Raw genomic sequence first — 20,798 nt, 5'->3', positions numbered from 1 at the left:
AAAACAATATGTCCTTCGACAGGCTCAGGATGACAACGTACCAGGCTCAGGATGACAACGTACGTAGATGACATTTTTTCGGTAATCATCTTACTTCATTTCATTAATCAATTTCTTTATTACACTTTTTTTCACTTTAATAATCGTTCCGTGTTTATGTCCTTCGGGGATGGAGACTTCGCTTGTTACATCTTTAAAGGATTTAAAATCTGCAGTTTTCACCGCCGAATAGATCTTTTGCCCATAAGCATCAAAATAAATCAGCCAATCTTGTTTAACTTTAACAACCGTTGGCCCTTCAGTTAACTTCGGGCTAAACGTTTCTGAAGCGGCTCCATAAGATCCGGTTGCGCTATTGCTAAAAGCAATTTTTAAATTTCTATTTGGGCGGGTATTGTCTTTCAAAACCAGGACATAATCTTTCGCTTTGCGTTTAACAATTACCGCATCAATTACACTGAATCCCGGATCGATGAATAATTTAGGTTTGGAAAAGGAAGTAAAATCGCTGGTTGTTACATAATACATTCTATGGTTATTGTCTTCATCCTCAATACCTTTTTCAAAGCGAAATGGTATGGTTGAAGCCCAGATAATGATGTATTCTTTAGTCTCATCTTCATAGAAAATTTCTGGTGCCCATACGTTTACGGTGGATGGCTCTGTTTCCATTACCGGAATAAACTTTTGAGCAGACCAATGAATTAAGTCTTTGGAACTGGCATATCCGAATCCTTTATCGCCTTTCCAGCTACAGGTCCAAACCAGGTGAAAAGTTCCGTCAGGTCCCTGAACGATAGATGGATCGCGCATAACCTTCTGCGTTCCTACTTCGGGCTTAAGAAGCGTCCGGTTCAGATCTGTCCAATGGTAGGCATCATCACTGTACAGCAATCTCAATCCTTCCGTTGCTGGTTCATGAAATGAGGTGAAAATATAAGCCTTTTTGCTGCAAGAACTTAAAACACAGCAAAATAGCCCAATTAAGGCTATTCCAATGCTCGATATTTTGCTTAAACCCTTATTCATTATATTTTATCCAATATTAAAACCCAATCATTACCATTAGCAGGTTCTGCAGGGGGGTCAAATACATGCGTACCTTTATTGGTTACTGCACCAACAAGTGTTGTTTTTCCATCTCTCGGGTTAAACCAGGAAGCTTTTACATTATCGCCCGGAATTTTACCCATGTTCAACGTGATATTTCTTCCGGTGTAAGTATAAACCATTAGGTAATCTGCTCCTCTTGTAGCCAATAATCTGTCGTATTTTTCTCCATTCTGTCCGGCAATAACCGATTGATCGGGAACGCGGTCGAAGTAAGAACGTGAAAGCATTAAATCTTTCAGATATTTCATTTGCGTAGCTCCGGCAGCGTTTAATGCTGTAATCCACTGATCTCTTGGACCATAAGCCGGCTTTTTATCGGTTACCTTATACATCTGCATAACAGAGTTATGCCCGTAAGTGTAGCCAAATGCACCAGCAAAAACAGACCAGTAACCGTATCTTCTCACATCGGCATCAGTCCATCGCGGTTGCGTGGTATCATGTAATCCTTGCGGAATATCTTCGTAAGAAGGCTCGCCGTCTATGGTTGGCTTAACCGGGGTTAATTTATAATCGGCTTCAATATATTTCCAGTTATCTTCGCCATAATGTAGTTTTTCGTTTTTAGAGGTATCCTGGTCATAGCGACGGTGTCCGGATTGTACCATATTGAAATCACTCCATTCTGCCTTGTGAAACCATTGAGAGGAAGCAGTTCTTCCCCTTGGGTGAAAGGTAATTAAGTGATTTGGATCATTGGCTCTTAATGTTTTCCCAATGGTTGTCCAAACGTTAAGTCCGTCACTGCCTTTAATATCGCCACCATCTAGCCAAATGATATTCCAACGATCGCGGTATCTCTTTGCTAAAAATTCTGCATAAATTTTTGCTTCGGGTTCTTTCACTTTTTTCTCTTTTACATTGGTTCCCCATACCGGTACTAGGGCCATGTAGAGTCCTTTCTCTGCGGCTTTATCAATGATGTAATCTACATGATCCCAATAATCGTATTCATCTGCTTTCTTGTAATTACTACCTTCAGTAACAGCTGGTTTCGCTACATTTGCCCGAACCACAGACGAGTCTAAATACACATTTCTCGAAGGTACATCGTGAAGCAACATCACCTGGATAACGTTAAACCCTTTTTGTTTACGATCTTCCAGGTAAGTATCGGCTTCTTCGCGTGTCAATCTGCTGAAAAGCAGCCAGGCGGTATCGCCCAACCAAAAGAAAGGCTTACCATCGCCAGTGGTTAAAAATCTGCCATTTTCGGATACCAATAAAGCCTTTTGATCTACCGGCTTTTTATTTTTACAACCGAAAACAGTTGCTACAGCAATAATTAATAAATAGATATAGAATTTCTTTAAGCGCATATTTTAAAGTTTTTTGATTAGAACTACTTCATCCCCCGCACCTGTCTTACTGATTTTGGACAGTGTTCCTCCGTTAATTTTTTCCTCTTTAATTGATTGGCCGTTTTTAGCATTGATTACGGTAACACTGAATTTGCCCGGTACTTTGCTTAAGTCCAGATCAATAGCTTCTGTAGATGCATTATACAGTATATAAGCTTTCCCTGTATCAGACAGGCCATACTGTCCAGCGGATTTTCCGGCAGGTAAAAATGGCGTCATATTGCTTGCAGCACTTAAAAAAGAAGGGTTTAAACCCTGAATATTAGAAAGTGAACCTCCAGCCATAAAAATAGCCCAACCGAAGCTATCAAAGCTATCGCCTGAATAGATTACCGCTTTTTGAGGGAACTTAGTTTTATATTCGGAAACTGCTCGGTACACTTCCTCAAAAGAAGTTTTCTTTGGTTTAAGCAATCGCGCATGCTGTCTGGGTGCTAAATTTTGCCCACCCTGAGGAGCATAAGCTTTTCCATCGGCCTGGTAATGCCAGTAGCGGATATCGATAAGGTCTACCACTGCCGCACGCGCCGGGTCAGCCAGAATAGCATCCTGTACATCCTTAGTTACACTTAAACCGATAATCGGATGTTTTCCAGTTTCCTTTTCCCAGTCTTTAATGGTATCAATCCAAAATTGTACGAAATGAAGTGGACCCGTAAATTCGGCACCAATTAATTGGATTACCCCAGTATTTTGGTCGAAATTTTCGAGACATTTTCTGATATATGCTTTGTGGATTGCCCTGCGGTGTTCATTACTGATATCGTAAAATTGCTCAGCCATGAATATCCTTTTGTCGCCTGCATAAGGCACCGGCTCAGGAAAACCTGTGTTATTGATATTATTTGCCGTGCGCCAAGGGAAATCAGCATAATGTGCACCCGCTTCAATAATGTTGTGTTGAAAATAATTTTCATGTATCAATACCAGGCCTTTTTGATCGGCAAGGTTTGCAAATTGCTTCAACCGGTCCCAATACCATAAGTTGTATTTGGTTACATCGTATTTGCTTAACCCATCCCAGGCTTTATCTTGTCCGCTACGGGCGAACGGAAGTTCATAAAATGGTGGCCAAACTTCTCCATCCATCCTGCGGATCCGTTCATGATCATCTCTCCTTCTATCGTACCATAGTCCGTAGTTATGATCTAAAATCTTCAGGCTGCTGTTTTGCATAGAATCGGTAATTTGATCAAGATCGTCGGTAAGACCATTTCCGGCACGCCCAGGAACGAAACGGGTAGCATGAAATTTAGTGTTTTTTAGTCCATACGGACGGGCACTTCCATTCCACCAGGGTACATCCTGACGGTTGCCCGTCACCAATTCAGTCCCACGCAACAACCATCCATTTTGGATAGACATCACTTTGGCCGGTTTAGGTTGTTCCACTTTATCTAAACCGATTTGATCAATGCTTTTCACCTGACCATATGCAGATGTAATTTTAGTTCTGAACGAGGCCAGGTCAATGTATTCTACTAAAGTTTGTGCAGGTTTAAGGGCTATTTTAGTCAGGTTCTGTGCAACATCTACCGGTGGACTGCTTGATGCTTCTGTTTCTACCGGCAGTAAAAATGTTCTCTCATCAACCTCTTTGCCTAAGCGATCTTTGAGTTGTGCATAATATAAGCTTCTGGGTTGAATTTGTTCATTAGATTGGTCCCAATACCCATCGCCAGCAAACTGTGCCCAGTTACCCAAAGCCCAGTTTTGAGCGGTTGGGGGCTGGTAACAATCAATTCTTGCAGCCGAGCATTGCCAGAACATGCTGTTTGCAGCTGCCCATCCGGCTCCTTGTCCGTCTTGTCCACGATTCATAAAACTGAGTGCCTGCCCGTCAACATTTACAATATCAAACAACACACCGGAAGCCCAGCTATCAATTGCCCCGCTAAAGCTGTAAGGCAGATAAGATTGGCATTGCACAAATACATTCGGTCCTGCCGCACAAAAACCTACCGCAAAATCGTGGTAGGCATATTCTGAATATAATCTTTGAAATAAAGTTTGTTGTCCTGTAGTAAAGAAGGTATAACGTCTTTGCCCACCAATTTCAGAAACCGGCGCCAACGATTTACAATCTTCAACAGTAATTCTTTTAGCTGTTTCCAACACATTAACAGCAGAGCCAGCGAAGTGCTCGAATACCACCTGGCGCACCCATGAATCCTGAACATTTTCCAGGCTAATGGCATTCCAACGGTGATATTCGTCTTTTAGATTTTCTTTGTGATAATCAGACACTAACCTTAAATGCTCCACACCTGATTGCGAAATCCGGCCTTCCCAGTTGTATTTAGAAACAGTAGCTCCACCATATTTGGCATCAAGTGCGGTAGTGATCGGGGCATCAAAAGTCAATGTGTTTCCACTGATATTAACAATCTTACGATCCCAAAAGATATCTCTTTGCCCGGCCTTCCATCCTAAGGAGGTAATGCCACCGCCGAAATGCTCGGTATTGATATCGTCAATCCAGTTTTTGGTTGATGGGCGATGGATACTGATATTATCTCCAACTTTGAATCCTGTTGCGTTTGCCAGTGTAATCTTAGTTGCATTAACCGGAACATAGCTATCTGTAATGGCTACCGATTGAGCCTCTATCTTGTTATTCTTCCCTAAAATCCGGATTACGCCGATGCGATCTAAACCCGTTGCATGTATTAACGTTCCGTTTTCGGTATTTCCTGCTCCACGTAAGATTACTCCCGAAACCGTGATTTTTAAGGTACCTGAAACCTGATAAGTTCCTTTTTCCAATAAAACTGCACCTCTTAAACCATCTTTTCCGACAGGTAATTTACTCACATAGTTGATGGCAGATTGAATCCGCAAGGTAGCATCTCCGGATTTTACCGGAACCAGCACTTTAATTGCTGCCATTGGGATAGCCTGTTCACCAGCCATATAGCCCGCATAAGAAAAATCAGGAACCCGATTGCCTTGTGCATCTGGAGTGTAAGCCATTTTACCGTCTTTGTCCTTGAAAATAGGTTTAGGCGGCTCTACAACCTTAGGCTTTTGAGCAAATACAGCCAGCGAACCCATAATTAGGGCAAAAACTAAAAAGAGTTTTAGCTTTGACAGTTGTGGTTCATATTTGAGGTTAGTATTGAACATTTATAATGTATTGTACTTTTATTTTTTATGGTAGCTAAAGCAAGGGATGCGATTTTTTTTATGGCCTTACCCTACCCAAATCCACTAAGCTATTCAAATAAACTTCAATGTTAGCATATCCATTTTTTGAAATTTTAGCTGCATCAGCAGCATCTTTCGGATTTAATCCATTTTTACTTTCCCAGGCATCAGGAATTCCATCGTTATCAGTATCTAAGTAAGGCGTACCTTTATATTCCGGATATCCACCCACCTGGGCAATATCAGATATAATTCCTTTTTTATAAGAATCTCCTGGCAGGCGGCGTTTCACATAGCTTTGCTTGGCGGGCAATACGCCATCAGCAACGTGTTCAATTTTACCTGTTCTCACCTGTTTTACAATTCTGGTATCTACCGCATCGCGAATGGGAAGGCTTGCTCCGGCATTTGCCAGCACATATTCATAAGCTTTTTTTGTATCGATGATCGAAATCTTAGCCATTGGCAAAGGCTTATCCACGCGCATCGAATCCAAAAGTTTTTGTTTATCCCGCTTACTTTCTGGCTGAACTCCACCATCCCAGTTGTTCTGCGTTACCTTGTCGTTACCTTCTGTAATGTTACCTGTAACATAAGCCTTTCCAAATTCATTGGTAAACCGCTTATCTCTGCCCGACTCAGGTTTCAAAATCCGATAGGAAATTGGTTCACCTGCAGGTGTTATTGGTCCGGGCTTGTAATAATTATTGATGAAGCTATAAAATGAATTGTTATCTCCGCCATCTGCACTGCGGTTCCACCAGTTGAAAATGACGTTATTGGCAAAACCAAAATCGCCATACATGCCCACTGAAGGGTTTCTGCTGATATTGGATGCCCAAAGATTACGCATAAACGTACTGTTTAATCCACCTATGGTACTTCCAAATGCATGATTATAAGTATCTAAAGCTTCTGAGAAGATGGAGTTTTGTATTGTTACATTAACAGTAGGCAGCTTTTCTGGTTTTGAGCCATCTTTGGGATCATAAACGTGACGATAGATCGACATATTTTCGTCTAGCCCCCAACTTGCAGAAACGTGATCGATAATGATGTTCCCTACCGGATTACCGCCAATGGCATCGTCACGACGGGTTACATCGGTTTCTCCTCTGCGGAAACGCATATACCTGATCACTACATCGTGGGTGTTGATCCATACGGATTCGCCTGCCACGCATACGCCATCACCCGGAGCACTCTGGCCTGCAATGGTAATGTATGGGGCACGGATAATTAAGGGTGATTTTAAGCGGATGATCCCCGAAACATTGAAGACGATAATTCTGGCACCACCTTGCTCGCAAGCTTCGCGCAGCGTTCCTTTGCCCGAATCTGCTAAACTGGTTACCACATATACTTTCCCCCCACGACCTCCGAATGAATAGGCACCCCCACCTTCTGCACCTGGGAATGCTGCCAGTTTAGCCTGAGGTAAATCACCTGGCTTTGCTGCCCAGGGGATATAAGGTTTACCATGTTTGGCATCTTCATCCACAATTGATTTCACCTTTAGAAACTGCTGTTCTGATAAACGGGTGATATGCTCCATTAATGAATCAGCTTTTTTTTCCATGGCCTCCGGAATCACAGGATACTGTGCAAAAGCGATGTTGCTAAAACCTAAAACTGAGGCTATTGTTAAAAGGGATTTAATATTTTTCATGTTAGTTAGGCTTAACGATAGAAACTGGTACTACACTATTTAAGTAAACTTCGATGTTTGCGTAACCACTTTTTCCAATCTTAGCTGCGTCAGAAGCATCTTTAGGATTTAGGCCATTTTTTAACTCGTAGGCATCGGGCATTCCATCATCATCAGAATCTTTATAAGGTGTGCCCTTGTATTCGGGGTAACCGCCAACCTGTGCAATCTCAGTAATAATTCCCTGCTTATAAGAATCGCGAGGTAAACGCCTGTGCTCAAAATTAAAATCCGGCAGTTTTACATTTTCAATGTATTTAATTTTTCCGGTTCTAACCTGCTCCACCACGCGGGTATCAACAGGGTCGCGTTTTGGTAAAGTAGCTCCAACATTCGTTAATACATATTTATGCGCGTCGAGTGTTGGAATGATCGTAATTTTAGGCATTGGGAAAGGTTTACTTGCTTTCATTGCCGGGAAGTATGCTTTTGCTTCTTCCATGCTCATTAAGTTACCTTTTTTATTCTCCATTTGGATGCCGCCGTCCCAGTTATCTTTAGTTACTTTATCGTTACCTTCTACAATGTTTCCGTTAACATATGCTCTGCCAAAAACTACATAAGGCAATTTGCTCCTCCCCGATTCTGGTTTCAGGATTCTGTAGCTGATCGGATCTTTTAAATCGGTTACCGGTCCTGGTTTATAATAATTGTTAATGATATTGAACAAGGCGGTATAATCACCACCATCTGTTGAGCGGTTATGCCAGTTAAAAACAACATTATTGGCAAAATTGAAAATACCGTTCCATCCAATTGATGGATTTCTAGCTGCATTATCAGCCCAGAGGTTACGTACAAATGCACAATTTTCGCCACCTAAAGTGCTACCGAAAGCATGGTTCCAGTAATCCAGGGCCTCAGAAAAGATGGAATTCTGAATAGTAATGTTCACCGTTCCCAATTTCTCTTCTACTTTGCCAGTACTGTCATTATACATGTGGCGATACATCGACATATTTTCATCTAATCCCCAGCTTGCTGAAACGTGATCAATCATGATATTTCCGATTGGATTACCGCCGATTGCATCATCTCTTCTGCCAACAAAAGTTTCTCCGCGGCGGAAACGCATAAAGCGAACAACCACATCATGTGTATTTAACCAAACAGATTCACCGGCTACACATATACCATCACCAGGAGCTGTTTGCCCGGCTATAGTGATATAAGGAGCACGAATAATTAATGGGGTTTTTAAGCGGATAATTCCGGATACATTAAAAACAACAATCCTGGCACCACCTTGCTCACAAGCTTCACGCAAAGAACCCGGGCCACTGTCGTTTAAATTCTTAACTACAATTACTCTGCCACCACGACCACCAAAACTATATGCACCACCGCCTTCAGCACCCGGGAAAGCAATAATATCTGCTTGAGGTAAATCTGTAGGCCGACCTGCCCATGGAATATAAGGTTTTCCCTGATCAGCCTCTTTTTTAATCAGCGGTAATGCTTTTTGCCAGGCAATATCAGATTGACGATAAGCTTCTTTCATCATCTCATCAGACGCACGTTTGGCATCTTCAGGGATTTTAGGATATTGTGCAAACGAATAAGTAGTGGAGAGTATTAATGCTGCTGAACATAGCAGTTTTAAAAAGTTCTTTTTCATTTGTGTTTTGTTGGTTAGAAAACAAAGAAATGTTTTTGGCTCTTTTAAACTTAGAATAAAATCTTCTTAGATAAAGATAAAAGATTTTGGCTCATTTCTTTTGAATTCTGGGTTCATAAATTTTGGTTAGAAAGTATATTATCCTTCAAATTTGCAATCAAATCGCGGCTATTTAATCTATAATTTTAGCCAGCTATTGTACTATCTTATCAATCGATAAAAATAACAGTAACAATCTAAATTCATTATCACAGCGCTGTTACAAGAGTAATAAAAAATTCATATATAAATAACATTTTTTTAAATAAAAAAAGGAGACCGATTAGGGTCCCCTCTTTTAAACCAAATATACTAAATTTAAGAGGTGCTGAGAAGGCACCTGAGCGCGTGTTATTTTGTTGGGTCGAATGAACCTCCCCAAGTATTATTCTGAACAAGATTAACATTGTTTTGCAATGATGTAGTTGGTATCCCGAAGAAGTATACCCCACTCTGATATGCTATGTTATAAGTATCCAGTTGTTTAGTTGTTACAGTAAAGCTTGCAGTATACAAGGCATCTAAACTCGTATTTGCAGAAGCATCACGTGTACCTAAGATGTAATCTGTATTTGTTCCGGTATTTTTCAAAGCAATGGTTACGCCCATTCTTCTTTTTCCATTTAATGTAGATTCCAGTAATTTTCTACGTCGAAGATCCCAAAAACGCTTGCCTTCAAAAGCCAATTCAATTTGTCTCTCCTTCATTACTGCATTCACCAATTGAGCTGAAGTCATACCTGCTGTTAATCCATACAACCCATCCGTTCCTGCTTCAATACCGGCACGTTTTCTCACTGCGATCAAATTGGCATAAGCTTCCTGGCTTTGACCAATGTTACCAATTTCGGCAGCGCATTCGGCTTGGTTTAACAGTACTTCTGCATAGCGGATTTCTATCCAATCTGTACCAGCGTTTTGAAAAGTTGCCAAAGTTAATGCGGGATCAATCCCTTTACGCAAGTATAATCCACTTGCAGTTACCGCACTTTCAGTAGATGTCAAAGCATTACTTTTTGTGTAGTAGTATGTCCATAAACGATATGTCGGATTACCTGCCAATGGCCAATTAGCCCCATTGTAGGCAATTGTTTGTTCAAAACGTGGATCACGATCTTTGTAAAATGTTCCGATGTTGTAGGTATATTTTGTTGAAGCTCCTATGTCTTTACCATCTTTCATAGGGAACGCTAAAGCAATATCCCATGTAGGCAAGTTAGAACCTCCGGTACTTCCAATATATTTCGGAACAGTTGCATTTGGATATGAATTGTTATTTTGCCCTATATCAGTTGTTCCTGTATTGTATAGGGTAGCAAACACAGCTTCAGGATTTCTTGGCGTACTTCCTCCGTTACTACCCTCTGTAGTCCACATACTGGCATCAAATTTAGAATATAAGCCAAAACCGTTAGCAGATAGTGTCGCAATAGCTTCTGTATTTGCTTTGTAAGCATCTTGCCATCTTGAAGCAATGTTAGTAGGATTAAATTCTGGCGAGGCAAAAGTCATTAAAACACGACCTTTATACGCCTGGGCAGCTCCCTTGGTAATACGGCCATAGTCATCATTTTTCGGCCATTTTACAGGGATATATTTAATGCAAGAATCTAAATCTCTGGCAATTTGGGCAAAAGTTTCTGATGTACTGTTTCTCGGTAATAAAGCAGCTTTTTTAGCTTCTTCTCCTACAGCATCAAGCGGAGCTAATACCAAAGGCACACCACCATATAATTTAACCAGTTCAAAATATCTGAATGCTCTCCAGAAATAAGCCTGAGCGATAAACCTTCTCTTTACTGCTATATCCATAGTGCCGGCATTCACATCACGAATAAACATATTAATGGTACGTATTTTAAAATAGTTACCAGCAGTATTGGAAGCACCTAAGTCAGTTACAGATTCACTCGTTGCGGTACCCTTAACAAAAACGTTATCACCGTATTGTTCATCTGACAAACTGCTTACTGAACCACTTAAGCCACCAACGTTACCAAACCAAGAAGGTTGATTTTGACTATAAATATAATCTACACTTAATTTTGTAGTTGTAGAATCGTTATAAACCTGATCTGCTGTAAAACTACCCAAATCCTGTTTTTCTAAAACTTTTTTACAGTTGCTGAACATCAATGACATCAGGCAAGCTGTTAATGATAATATACTTAATTTTTTCATGATTGCCATTTTTTAAAGTCCAACATTTAAACCAAGAGAGTATGTTCTAAGCGTTGGGTAAGTTCCAACTTGCGTTTGAAAATCTCTGTATTTACCCGGAAAAGGATTAATGAATTGGATTGGATTAGTTGCTTGTGCATACAACCTAATGCTTGCAATGCCAATTTTTTCAGTCCATTTTGATGGTATAGCATAACTTAAGTTTGCATTAGTTACATTAAACTGTGTTGCTGATACTAACCAGAAATCACTGGTTTCATAAATACTGGAGAAATATGGGTTCGGATAGGCAGCAGCAGTATTTGCTGGTGTCCAATGATCTGCCCAATAAGCTGCTCTGTTACTGTATGTACCTGGATTAACACCACTTGGCTTTAAGCCACCAATACTTGTTTTTCCACCCCATGACATGCCCATAACCACATTTAAACTTAAACCACTATATCCAACGCTAAAGTTTAGTCCTAAAGTATTGTGGTTGTTTTGTCTGTCAGCTACATATTGCTTATCCTTTACATCAATTACACCATCACCATTAGTGTCTTCGTAATTGATCATACCAGGCTGTAGTGGATTATCTAAAATTTTCACTTTACTAGCCGATCCGCCGACAGCAGATTTATTTATTCTTTCTGCAATAATTGCATCAGCTTCTGCCTGTGTTCTAATGATTCCCAAAGACTTATATCCAAAAATCCCCAAATCACTTGATTTGCCTGTCAGATCTTCCAAAGTACCAACAATACCTGAAGATACATCATATTTAATATTCCTGTTATCACTCCAGCTATAGAAAGGCGTAAAACTAAAATCTAGTTTTCCAATCTTATCGCGATAAGCAGCACTGAACTCGTAACCAAACATATTTGCTTTAGCAAAGTTTTCTGTTGGAACAGCAGCGCCAATAGTTGCAGGAACTGAAGCAGTTAAGGTAGATAATAAATCATAACCATGTGTCCAGAAATACTCTCCTGAAATGGTTAGTTTATTTTTAAGAATACCTAAATCAAAGCCATAGTTGGTTTTCAAATATTTGTCCCAAACTACATTTTCATTAGGAATAGCAATATTAGATTTAATAGCAATACTTCTATCGATCTCATTAAATACCGCACCACCACTGCTTCCTGTGCCCAGGTTGTATGAAGCCAAATACTGATAAGCCTTAGTTGCATCAGTACCGGTTAAACCAACAGATGCACGTAATTTAAACAGATCAATAAATTTAAACTTTTCTTTGAAAAATTTTTCCTGAGATACTACCCATCCAACAGAAGCTGCAGGGAAACCTCCCCAATTTCTTCCAGGTGCAAATCTAGAGCTTCCATCTCTGCGATATACTAATTGTAACAGGTATTTGTTATCATAATCGTAATTAATACGGGAAATAAGCGACTGAAATCCTGTTTCACTTACCTGCCCTGACTGATTTGAAGTTTGAGTACCTACGGTAAAAGTCTGATAAGGCAAACCTCCTGTAACTATCCCTTCAGCTTGTGCGGCAACCCCTTCTGTAGAAAGTTCTCTTTGCTCAAACAACGCCAGTGCCGAAATATTATGTTTACCAAAAGACCGGTTATAGTTGAAACCTGCATTTAACTGATAATTATCAGCAAATACCGGATTTAACCTAATCCTGTCACCATTTTTTATCGGAAAAATACCCTGAAGTGTTCCACCTGGGATATGGTTATTTGCACCCGTACCGGAGTATTTGTAATAGTTAAATGTAGTACCGTACTGTTTACTATTAGAACTATTAATATTTTTATTTAAGGTTGCTGTGGCAGTTAAACCCTTAACACCCGGAATCTCATAAGTAACCTTACCCAACATATTGATTACATAAGATTTAGACCCGGTAAAATTGTCTGAATTTTGAATTAAGAAAAAGTTTACGTTATCTAAACCACCAGTATTGCTGGACCCCAATATTACTGGATTACCATTAATAAAATATTCAGACCAGGGGTTAACGTTTTGTAGGGTAGCTACATCATTGTCTAAACTTTCTGTAGTACTATTTAACTTATAGAAATAACTTCTTGTTGCCGATACATCCGTACTTACTGACGCAGAAACAGTTAATCTTTTCGATAATTTAGCATCAACACTTGCACGAACACCATATTTGCTTGAACTAACACCTTTAAAGTTGGAATTTTGAGAAATGTAATCTCCTCCAACAAAATAAGTTACTTTATCTGTACCCCCACTAATATTTAACGCCTGGCGATAAAGATTTGAAGTCTGAAATGCCTCTGCTAACCAGTTATGGTTGTTCTGTGAAAAATAATTCAATTCATCTGGCGTGTACCACTGTGTAGTTGTTCTGGTTGGCTCAGCTACTCCGTTGGTAACAATATAACCATCGGCATTGATGTATTTATTGGGAACGGTACCTGCCACTGTTTGCTGATAAACCTGTGCGTTCAAATAATCGTTAACAAAATTACCCAATTCCAAACCAGACATCATCTTAGGAAGCATTGTAGCGTCTGAAAAACCTACAGAACTGCTAAAATTAATTTTAGGTGCACCAGTACGTCCTCTTTTAGTTCTAACAATTACAACTCCATTAGCACCAGATACACCATAAATAGCCGCCTCAGCATCTTTTAATACAGAAACACTCTCAACAACATTTTGATCTAATAAATCGAAATCTGCTTGCGTTCTGATTACATCATCAATTACAAAAATTGGATTTGTACCTTGCTGACTGTCTTTGGAATATACTACGGGATTTCTTACAGTAATGGTTGTACCCTGACCAGCGCGTTGTGTACCACCTGATACCGTAAAGCCAGGGACTGTTCCTCGTAAGGCAGCACTCAAAGAAAGGGCTGGAACATCTTCTACTTTTTTCAAGTCAACTGTAGAAACTGCCCCGGTTAAAGTTACTTTCTTTTGTGTTCCGTATCCCACTACAACAACCTCATCAAGGTCTTTGTTATCAGGTACCAGTTTTACTGTTATATTACTTTGCGTTCCTACTGTGATTTGTTGTCTTACATATCCGATATAAGAGAATACCAATACGTCGGTATTCGATTTCACTTGAATGGTAAAAACTCCATCAGAGTTTGTGCTCACATTGCTTGGAACACCTTTCAAGCTTACGTTTACTCCAGGTATGCCTTGTCCATCGGTCTGATCAACCACCTTACCTGTAACCTTTCGGTCTTGAGCAAACAACATTGTACATGCTATCATCGTAAGTAGCAAAGACAATGAAATTTTACGTAAAAAAATTAAGTTCATCTTATTTATTTGGTTAGCTTTTAAATCTCGTTAGTTGTTTTGTGCTTTTGCTTTTATTCTCTTTTGCCATTCTTCACCCTCCTTTTTTAAATCATAGCCTGCGGCCGATAGATAATTATTAATTCTTCCTTTATATTTTCCAAACCAGGCATGCTTTTTATCTGACGATTCTGCATCTATTGCATGCTCCCGAGCTTCTGTAAGCCAGATTAAAATTTGTTTCTTCTGCGCTTCGTTCAATGTTAAAATCTGCTCCTGATAAGCCTTATAAGTAATAGGCAACACATTATAAGTCATTGCATTTTTAACCTGTTCAACCTGCTCGGCAGTTAAATTGCGGTTTAAATTGCTGATGTACTTTGGATGAAGCTTAGCCAGTGACTTCTCCACTTTTCTGGCTTCAACGGCCAAAGCAGTATCTCTCAAAGCTTTATCATCCTTGTATTTCTCTTTGATCGATTTTACATTGGCATCTCTTTCAGTATAAATGTCATTCAGGTTACTGTATTGATCACGGATGATGTTGCGCACTTTCTCAGATTTACCAGCATCTGTAATACCCAGAACGGCAACAATTTTGTCGGCACGTGCTGTAATTACTTTTACATAGGCTTCACGATCGGCTACTGCATTACTTTGCGAATAAGTTTTAGATATCCCTATAAGCATGAAGAGCGCAATTACAACTGGAAATCTCATTTTGATATATTTTAGTTATTGTTAGTTTTCTTTTTGATTAAGTTCACATCACCACAGAAATGAACTTTCAAGCCTAATTCATCCATAGCGGCAGCTTTGATCCGGCAGGCTTCATGTGCACTGGCTTCATAATTGGTATATACTACCTGAATGTGATTGGCTTTATGTCTGGCCATCATTTGATCGCGGCTAACACCTTTTAAAACAGCATGCATAATTGGCCACTCTGGTGTAGTTTCGTTCCAGCGCCGGTTGGTTTCTTCTTCTGGGAGTAACACTACTTCACCAACGCCCAAATCGCAATGTAATTCGTTATTCATTACATAAACACGGCTCCAAACAATGAATCCGGGTTTGCTTACTCCTTTTAATGAGCCTCCACCCAGGCGGAAATACATGGCGGGCTGCCTGTCGCTACTCGCTCCGGCATATCCATTAATAAAATGTGCCGCAGGTGCAGCACCTGATATTAAAAACAGCCAAACGAAATGATCTACATCTCCTCCTTTAAAATGTGCTCCCCAGCGGATATCATGCAAGGTATTTTCACCTGTCATGCCTAATTCCTTCCAGAGTTTATAGGTAACAAGAGCATCTAAGCCCGCACACTCATCTACTTCATTAAAATGCGGCAAGGCAGCTTTTGGATAGAGTTCTTTGCCCGATTTAGCGAAAACAGGAGGCCTGTCTTCATTATTTAATAGTCCTTCTACTAAATCGCTCGCCACCGTAAGATCTTTCAATCCTTGCTGATATTGAATACCGATCGTATCACAGCTAAAATCGTCTGCAATCCTTAAAGCTGCAATATACATTTTACATTGTTCTAAAGTTTGCTTGCGGGTTAACTGTGTTTCTTCCTGTTCGCCCCAATTAAAAGTCATTCCTTTTTTGAGTAACCAGTTCAGTATTGCCTCTGCTTCCTGATCGGTAACTTCGAGCATAGCTGCATACAAAGCCGACTGACTTAGGCGCTCTTTGAAAAAACCCGTTTTATGAAGAAGCTCATCTGGGATGATAGCATTGTACATACCCATACATCCTTCGTCAAAAACGCCCATAATCACTTTGCGTTCTTTCAAGGATTTCGCAAATGTTCTGCCTTTTTTATCATCCCCCAAAGGAATTTTACTTAAAGCAAAACTTTTAACGTGTGTTTGATCATAGCTGATTCTTCCTGTAGATAACCACTCTTGCAAACCATCAGTAAAGAATTCATCTGTAAAATCTTCACTCCATAAAGTACTGTAATCTATACCTGCTTTAGTTAAACAACCATTGAGATTTAACATTCCTACCAGACCCGGCCATTGACCACTCCAGTTGGCTACTGTTAAAATGGGTCCACGATGGGTGCTTAGTCCTGCGAGTACATGATGAGAGTACTGCCACACGCTTTCTGCCACAATTAGTGGTTGATCGGGATCGATGGAACGGAAGATATCCATACCCATTCTTTGTGAATCAATAAAACCGTGTTTTTTATTTGAATTATAGGGATGAGCACGTTTCACAGTCCAGCCTAATTGCTCTACTGCTGTAGTTAATTTGTGCTCCATTTCAACTTGTGCATCCCAGCAATTTTGATTTGCCGATAGCCTCAAATCGCCACTAGAAACTAACAGAATTTGTCCTTGTTTTGTCTGTCTCATAATTCATTACTGAACAAAATATTTATATAAAAATAAATTGTCGGTTTATAATTTGGTTATAGCCAAAGGGGCCATATACAAAACTCCACAAACAAAAACATTATTTACTGGTAATTTTTATCAAATTAATATAGGATGTTATCATATAATCTCCTAACTTTAGCTTTGTAATAAGTATGATTTGCCAAACATAGTATTGCTCTTGCTAACCAAATATTTTTGCAACAACCATGAAACCACATTTTCACAAAGTACCCATTACCCTTCAAAGTTCTTTCAGTATCCGTCATGATATTAAACCCGATTTCGGAAATATCTGGCACTACCATCCGGAGTTAGAACTACACTATGTTATCAAAGGTGAAGGGGTACGTTTTATTGGCGATAATATCAGTAACTTTGTTCCTGATGAAATGGTACTATTGGGTGAAAATCTGCCACATACCTGGCGTTGTAAAGATGAATATTTTCAAAACAATCCTGATCTGAATACCGAAGCCATGGTTATCCACTTCCTCCCCGACTGTTTAGGGAAGTATATGTTAACCCTGCCTGAGGCTTACCTGATTCCAAAGCTGTTTGAAAAAGCAAAAAGTGGGATGGTCATTCACGGAAAAGCGAAAGACAAACTGGTTGAATTGATGCGCCTGGCCGTTGATGCAACTAACCTGGACCGTATTATCATTTTACTCTCCATCTTAAAAACCCTTGCAGAAACTGATGAATACAGCCAGATTGTTACCAGTAAAAATACTTTCTATCAATCTAATGAGTCTGAAACCTTAAGGATCAATAAAATCTGCAATTATACTTTAACCAATTATAAAAAGGACATCACTTTAGAAGAAGTTGCGTCTCTGAGTAACCTGAGTGTGACCTCTTTCTGCAGGTATTTCAAATTAATGACGAAGAAAACTTATTATGATTTCCTCATTGAAATCAGGGTGAGCCATGCTTGCCGGTTTCTAATTGAGAACAAGCTGCCAACAGAGGTGATTTGCTTTGATTGCGGTTTTAACAACGTATCAAATTTCTACAGGCACTTTAAAAAAGTTACAGGAATGACACCCTTGGATTATAAAAGGAAATACTTGAATTAAAGTTGTAAGTTCTAAGTTGTAAGTTTTAAGTCGTGATGCTAAAAATCCTGTCATTCCGACTTTGGAACAATCTGCAATGGATCGATCTATTGTCTCATGTAATAATTTCACCATCGAAAATTCAATAAATTCAGTCATTCAATCACGCTCTCATTCACTCATTCATTTGGAGGAATCTGCTAATTTTCAAGTTCTAAGTCGTAAGTTTTAAGTCGTGATGCTAAAAATACCGTCATTCCGACTTTAGAGAAAAAAACCGGTAAACCCCTATACTGTAGCTTACCGGCGTTCAAACCAAACATTATCCTACTAGATAAAGACGTTTATATTGAGATTACTTCGTAACGAAGTATAATCGTTATACAGATTTTCGACTTCCTTAACCACTTTGGGCGAGAAGTCCCCTACTTTCCTTCTGGTGAAGGTAGAAATGTTCAATCCTCTTTTTTGAAGAAAATATTTAGAAACAATTGGGTACACATTGTGCATCACATCCATGTTATCGATCAGAAACTGCTGAACAATCTGCACTTCCTCCTTCATATTTTCATCATTAAAATGATCGCAGAGCCAAACAATTAGTTCGGGAAAGTAATTACCCTGGATACAGGATAATCCTGATGAACCTGCTTTTAACGATTCTACAGCATGTACAATGTAGGCATCGTATAAACCAAATGCATGATCAGCCGTAAGTGCCAGCTTTTCTTTAATCTGATTAATATCCAGGCAGGTATCTTTATGGTAGATTACTCTTTCTGTAGCAACAAAATTCCTCAACTGATTAGGTGTAAGTACTCTTTTGTATGGTACAGGGCATTCATAGAAACCTAAAGGAATATCATCCGTTTGTTTCAGCAAATCAAATACCCGCTCGTTAAATACCTCATCTGCCTCCTGCTCTTCAGCCAGTAAACTGGTAATGGCAATTACAGCTTCTGTTCCGGTATCATAAACTTTTTTTACAAAATCCGCTTGTTGGGTAATTGGCCCACCGAATGTGCCTGTAGCTACTACCGGAACGGCGCCGTCTACAACCTTAATAACGTGTTTAATTGCTTCAATGCGTTCTGCATCAGACAATTCAAACATTTCGCTTGATAAACAATTGGCAAACAAACCTGTAGAACCTGCTTGTAAGTAAATCTCGGTTAACTGTGTTAGCGCCGGATAATCGATATTGCCATTGCTTAAAAAAGGCGTGAGCATAACCGGGATGAACCCTTTTTGTGAGCTTTCCATTGATTGATAATATGGTAAAATTTATTCTTTTTAACTGATAGACAGAATCTTAATAAGATTCTTATTCTGATGACTTTAGTTGTTTATTTTTTAATTTACTGAGCGCTAAACCGGCAAGAAAAATGGTTAAAGTGCCCACTACAATAATCATATTTTTATGCAAAGGATTTCTAAAAGCTTCATAAGCCGGAGGAAGCAATGAAGAGAATGTCATCCATATAATTACAGCAATACCTATAATTGTAGCCGTAATGGCTTCATGGTTTTTAGTTTGCTTACTGATGATTCCCAGTAAGAAAAGTCCCAACATCCCAGCGGCAAAGATTCCTGAAAGCTCCCACCAAACATCCAAAATACTCTTCACACCAATCATGGCTATTCCTGCAATCATGCCCAGCAATCCAAAACCAACAGTAGCGATGTGAAGCAGGGAAAGATTCTGTTTTTCTGTAATGTCTGGTTTAATGTATCGCTTGTAAATATCGACCGAAAATACCGTTGCTGAGGCATTCATTCCCGAACTTATGGTACTCATGGCCGCTGAAAGTATTGCTGATACAATTAAGCCTACTAAACCGACAGGAATCTTGGTTACCATAAAATGAGGCATGATTTTATCTCCGTAATCGGCAGGTTGCAAACTACTTTCCAGCTTTAAAATTTCGGCAGCGGAAGCATGAAGCGGCAAACGTTCTATCGCTACCTGATGTTTAATTGCCTGTACCATCTCCGGGTTTACTTCATAATAGGCAAAAAGACAAGAACCTATAATAAAGAACAGTAACGAGGCCGGAATATATAACCAAACGCATAGCCAGATAGACTTTGAAGCTGCTTTACTTGAGGATGCCGTATGATAACGTTGTACATAATTTTGATCCATGCCAAAATTATTCAGGTTTATAAAAAAACCATAAAGCAAAACCACCCAAAAAGACGAACCTACAAAATCAGGTTTAAAACTACCCAGGCTAAACTTATTGGCAGACTTTCCAATCTCTACTATTTTTGAGGCTCCGCCAGGCATATTAGAAATAATCAGATATAGAATAAGCAAGGCGCCAAATGTTTTTACTATTGCCTGCACTACCTCCGTCCATATTACAGCTTCAATTCCTCCTAAAACCGTATAAAAGATGATGCAAATCCCCATCACAATCATGATCATCTGCATAGAGTAACCCGTTAAAGCTTGTAAACTCAAGGCAATTCCAAAAAAGATGGAACCCATTCGTGCAAGTTGTGTCAGCAAAAAGCAAACCACTGCATAAACCCTTGCCCATGCCCCAAACCGATGTTCTAAATGTGTATAGGCTGAGATTTCTCCTGTACCCCTGTAAAACGGAACAAAATACTTAGATGCAATCCATGCCGCCAAGGGCATAGAAATACTAAATACAAATGCATTCCAATTTCCTCCAAATGCTTTACCTGGAACACCTAAAAAAGTATTACTACTTAAAAATGTGGCATAAATAGATAAACCTATCGCCCATCCGGGGATCAGGCCCGAAGCCTTTGTAAACTGCTCGGAATTTTTGTTATTTCTGGAGAAATAAACCCCAACTAATATCATCCCAACAAGGTAAATGAAGATTACGGCAAGATCTATTATAGGTAAACCTTTCATTTGTTGTTGGCTCGTTTATTAATTTGGTTAAAACAAATATGCAT

The 20,798-nt window shown here is 39.5% G+C and carries 12 protein-coding genes; 1 reads left to right on the top strand and 11 read right to left on the bottom strand.

Going from position 1 to position 20,798, the window contains the following annotated elements; all coding sequences use genetic code 11:
- Nucleotides 1–90: 90 nt before the first annotated feature.
- The 9 genes from ACQY77_RS01100 to ACQY77_RS01060 all read right to left on the bottom strand — a co-directional run bounded on the left by ACQY77_RS01100 (nucleotide 91) and on the right by ACQY77_RS01060 (nucleotide 16,782).
- A complete protein-coding gene (locus ACQY77_RS01100; RefSeq protein ID WP_421939835.1) occupies nucleotides 91–1,029 on the bottom strand; it encodes a glycoside hydrolase family 43 protein in 939 nt (312 codons plus the stop codon).
- Nucleotides 1,029–2,432 (bottom strand): glycoside hydrolase family 140 protein, encoded by a 1,404-nt coding sequence (locus ACQY77_RS01095; protein ID WP_421939836.1) that lies wholly within the window; start codon nucleotides 2,430–2,432, stop codon nucleotides 1,029–1,031. The genes ACQY77_RS01100 and ACQY77_RS01095 overlap by 1 nt, the downstream gene beginning before the upstream one ends.
- 3 nt (nucleotides 2,433–2,435) lie before the next feature.
- Nucleotides 2,436–5,600, bottom strand: a complete 3,165-nt coding sequence (locus tag ACQY77_RS01090; RefSeq protein WP_421939837.1) for a DUF6298 domain-containing protein — start codon at nucleotides 5,598–5,600, stop codon at nucleotides 2,436–2,438.
- A 58-nt stretch (nucleotides 5,601–5,658) separates the two neighbouring features.
- On the bottom strand, nucleotides 5,659–7,290 hold the full coding sequence (locus ACQY77_RS01085) for a polysaccharide lyase (RefSeq protein ID WP_421939838.1): 1,632 nt from the start codon (nucleotides 7,288–7,290) through the stop codon (nucleotides 5,659–5,661).
- 1 nt (nucleotide 7,291) lies between these two features.
- Nucleotides 7,292–8,947 carry a pectate lyase family protein gene (locus ACQY77_RS01080; RefSeq protein ID WP_421939839.1) on the bottom strand — a complete coding sequence of 552 codons (1,656 nt, stop codon included), beginning with the start codon at nucleotides 8,945–8,947 and terminating at the stop codon, nucleotides 7,292–7,294.
- 390 nt (nucleotides 8,948–9,337) lie between these two features.
- Nucleotides 9,338–11,167 carry a RagB/SusD family nutrient uptake outer membrane protein gene (locus tag ACQY77_RS01075; RefSeq protein ID WP_421939840.1) on the bottom strand — a complete coding sequence of 610 codons (1,830 nt, stop codon included), beginning with the start codon at nucleotides 11,165–11,167 and terminating at the stop codon, nucleotides 9,338–9,340.
- 12 nt (nucleotides 11,168–11,179) lie between these two features.
- Nucleotides 11,180–14,431 carry a SusC/RagA family TonB-linked outer membrane protein gene (locus ACQY77_RS01070; protein WP_421939841.1) on the bottom strand — a complete coding sequence of 1,084 codons (3,252 nt, stop codon included), beginning with the start codon at nucleotides 14,429–14,431 and terminating at the stop codon, nucleotides 11,180–11,182.
- 30 nt (nucleotides 14,432–14,461) lie between these two features.
- Nucleotides 14,462–15,130, bottom strand: a complete 669-nt coding sequence (locus ACQY77_RS01065) for a DUF3826 domain-containing protein (protein WP_421939842.1) — start codon at nucleotides 15,128–15,130, stop codon at nucleotides 14,462–14,464.
- A gap of 11 nt (nucleotides 15,131–15,141) precedes the next feature.
- Complete coding sequence (locus ACQY77_RS01060; RefSeq protein ID WP_421939843.1) at nucleotides 15,142–16,782, bottom strand: fucose isomerase; 1,641 nt, start codon at nucleotides 16,780–16,782, stop codon at nucleotides 15,142–15,144.
- A 230-nt stretch (nucleotides 16,783–17,012) separates the two neighbouring features.
- On the opposite strand from ACQY77_RS01060, the gene ACQY77_RS01055 reads away from it, so the two are divergent.
- Nucleotides 17,013–17,882 (top strand): AraC family transcriptional regulator, encoded by an 870-nt coding sequence (locus tag ACQY77_RS01055; protein WP_421939844.1) that lies wholly within the window; start codon nucleotides 17,013–17,015, stop codon nucleotides 17,880–17,882.
- 309 nt (nucleotides 17,883–18,191) lie between these two features.
- Here ACQY77_RS01055 and ACQY77_RS01050 read toward each other — a convergent pair whose 3' ends face one another.
- Nucleotides 18,192–19,124, bottom strand: a complete 933-nt coding sequence (locus tag ACQY77_RS01050) for a dihydrodipicolinate synthase family protein (protein WP_421939845.1) — start codon at nucleotides 19,122–19,124, stop codon at nucleotides 18,192–18,194.
- A gap of 61 nt (nucleotides 19,125–19,185) precedes the next feature.
- Complete coding sequence (locus ACQY77_RS01045; RefSeq protein WP_421939846.1) at nucleotides 19,186–20,754, bottom strand: sodium:solute symporter; 1,569 nt, start codon at nucleotides 20,752–20,754, stop codon at nucleotides 19,186–19,188.
- Nucleotides 20,755–20,798 lie beyond the last annotated feature (44 nt).

The sequence above is a fragment of the Pedobacter sp. genome (assembly GCF_965279535.1).
GTDB lineage: Bacteria > Bacteroidota > Bacteroidia > Sphingobacteriales > Sphingobacteriaceae > Pedobacter.
Note: the sequence above shows the minus strand (reverse complement) of the source record. Positions and strands in the feature narration are given on the sequence as shown.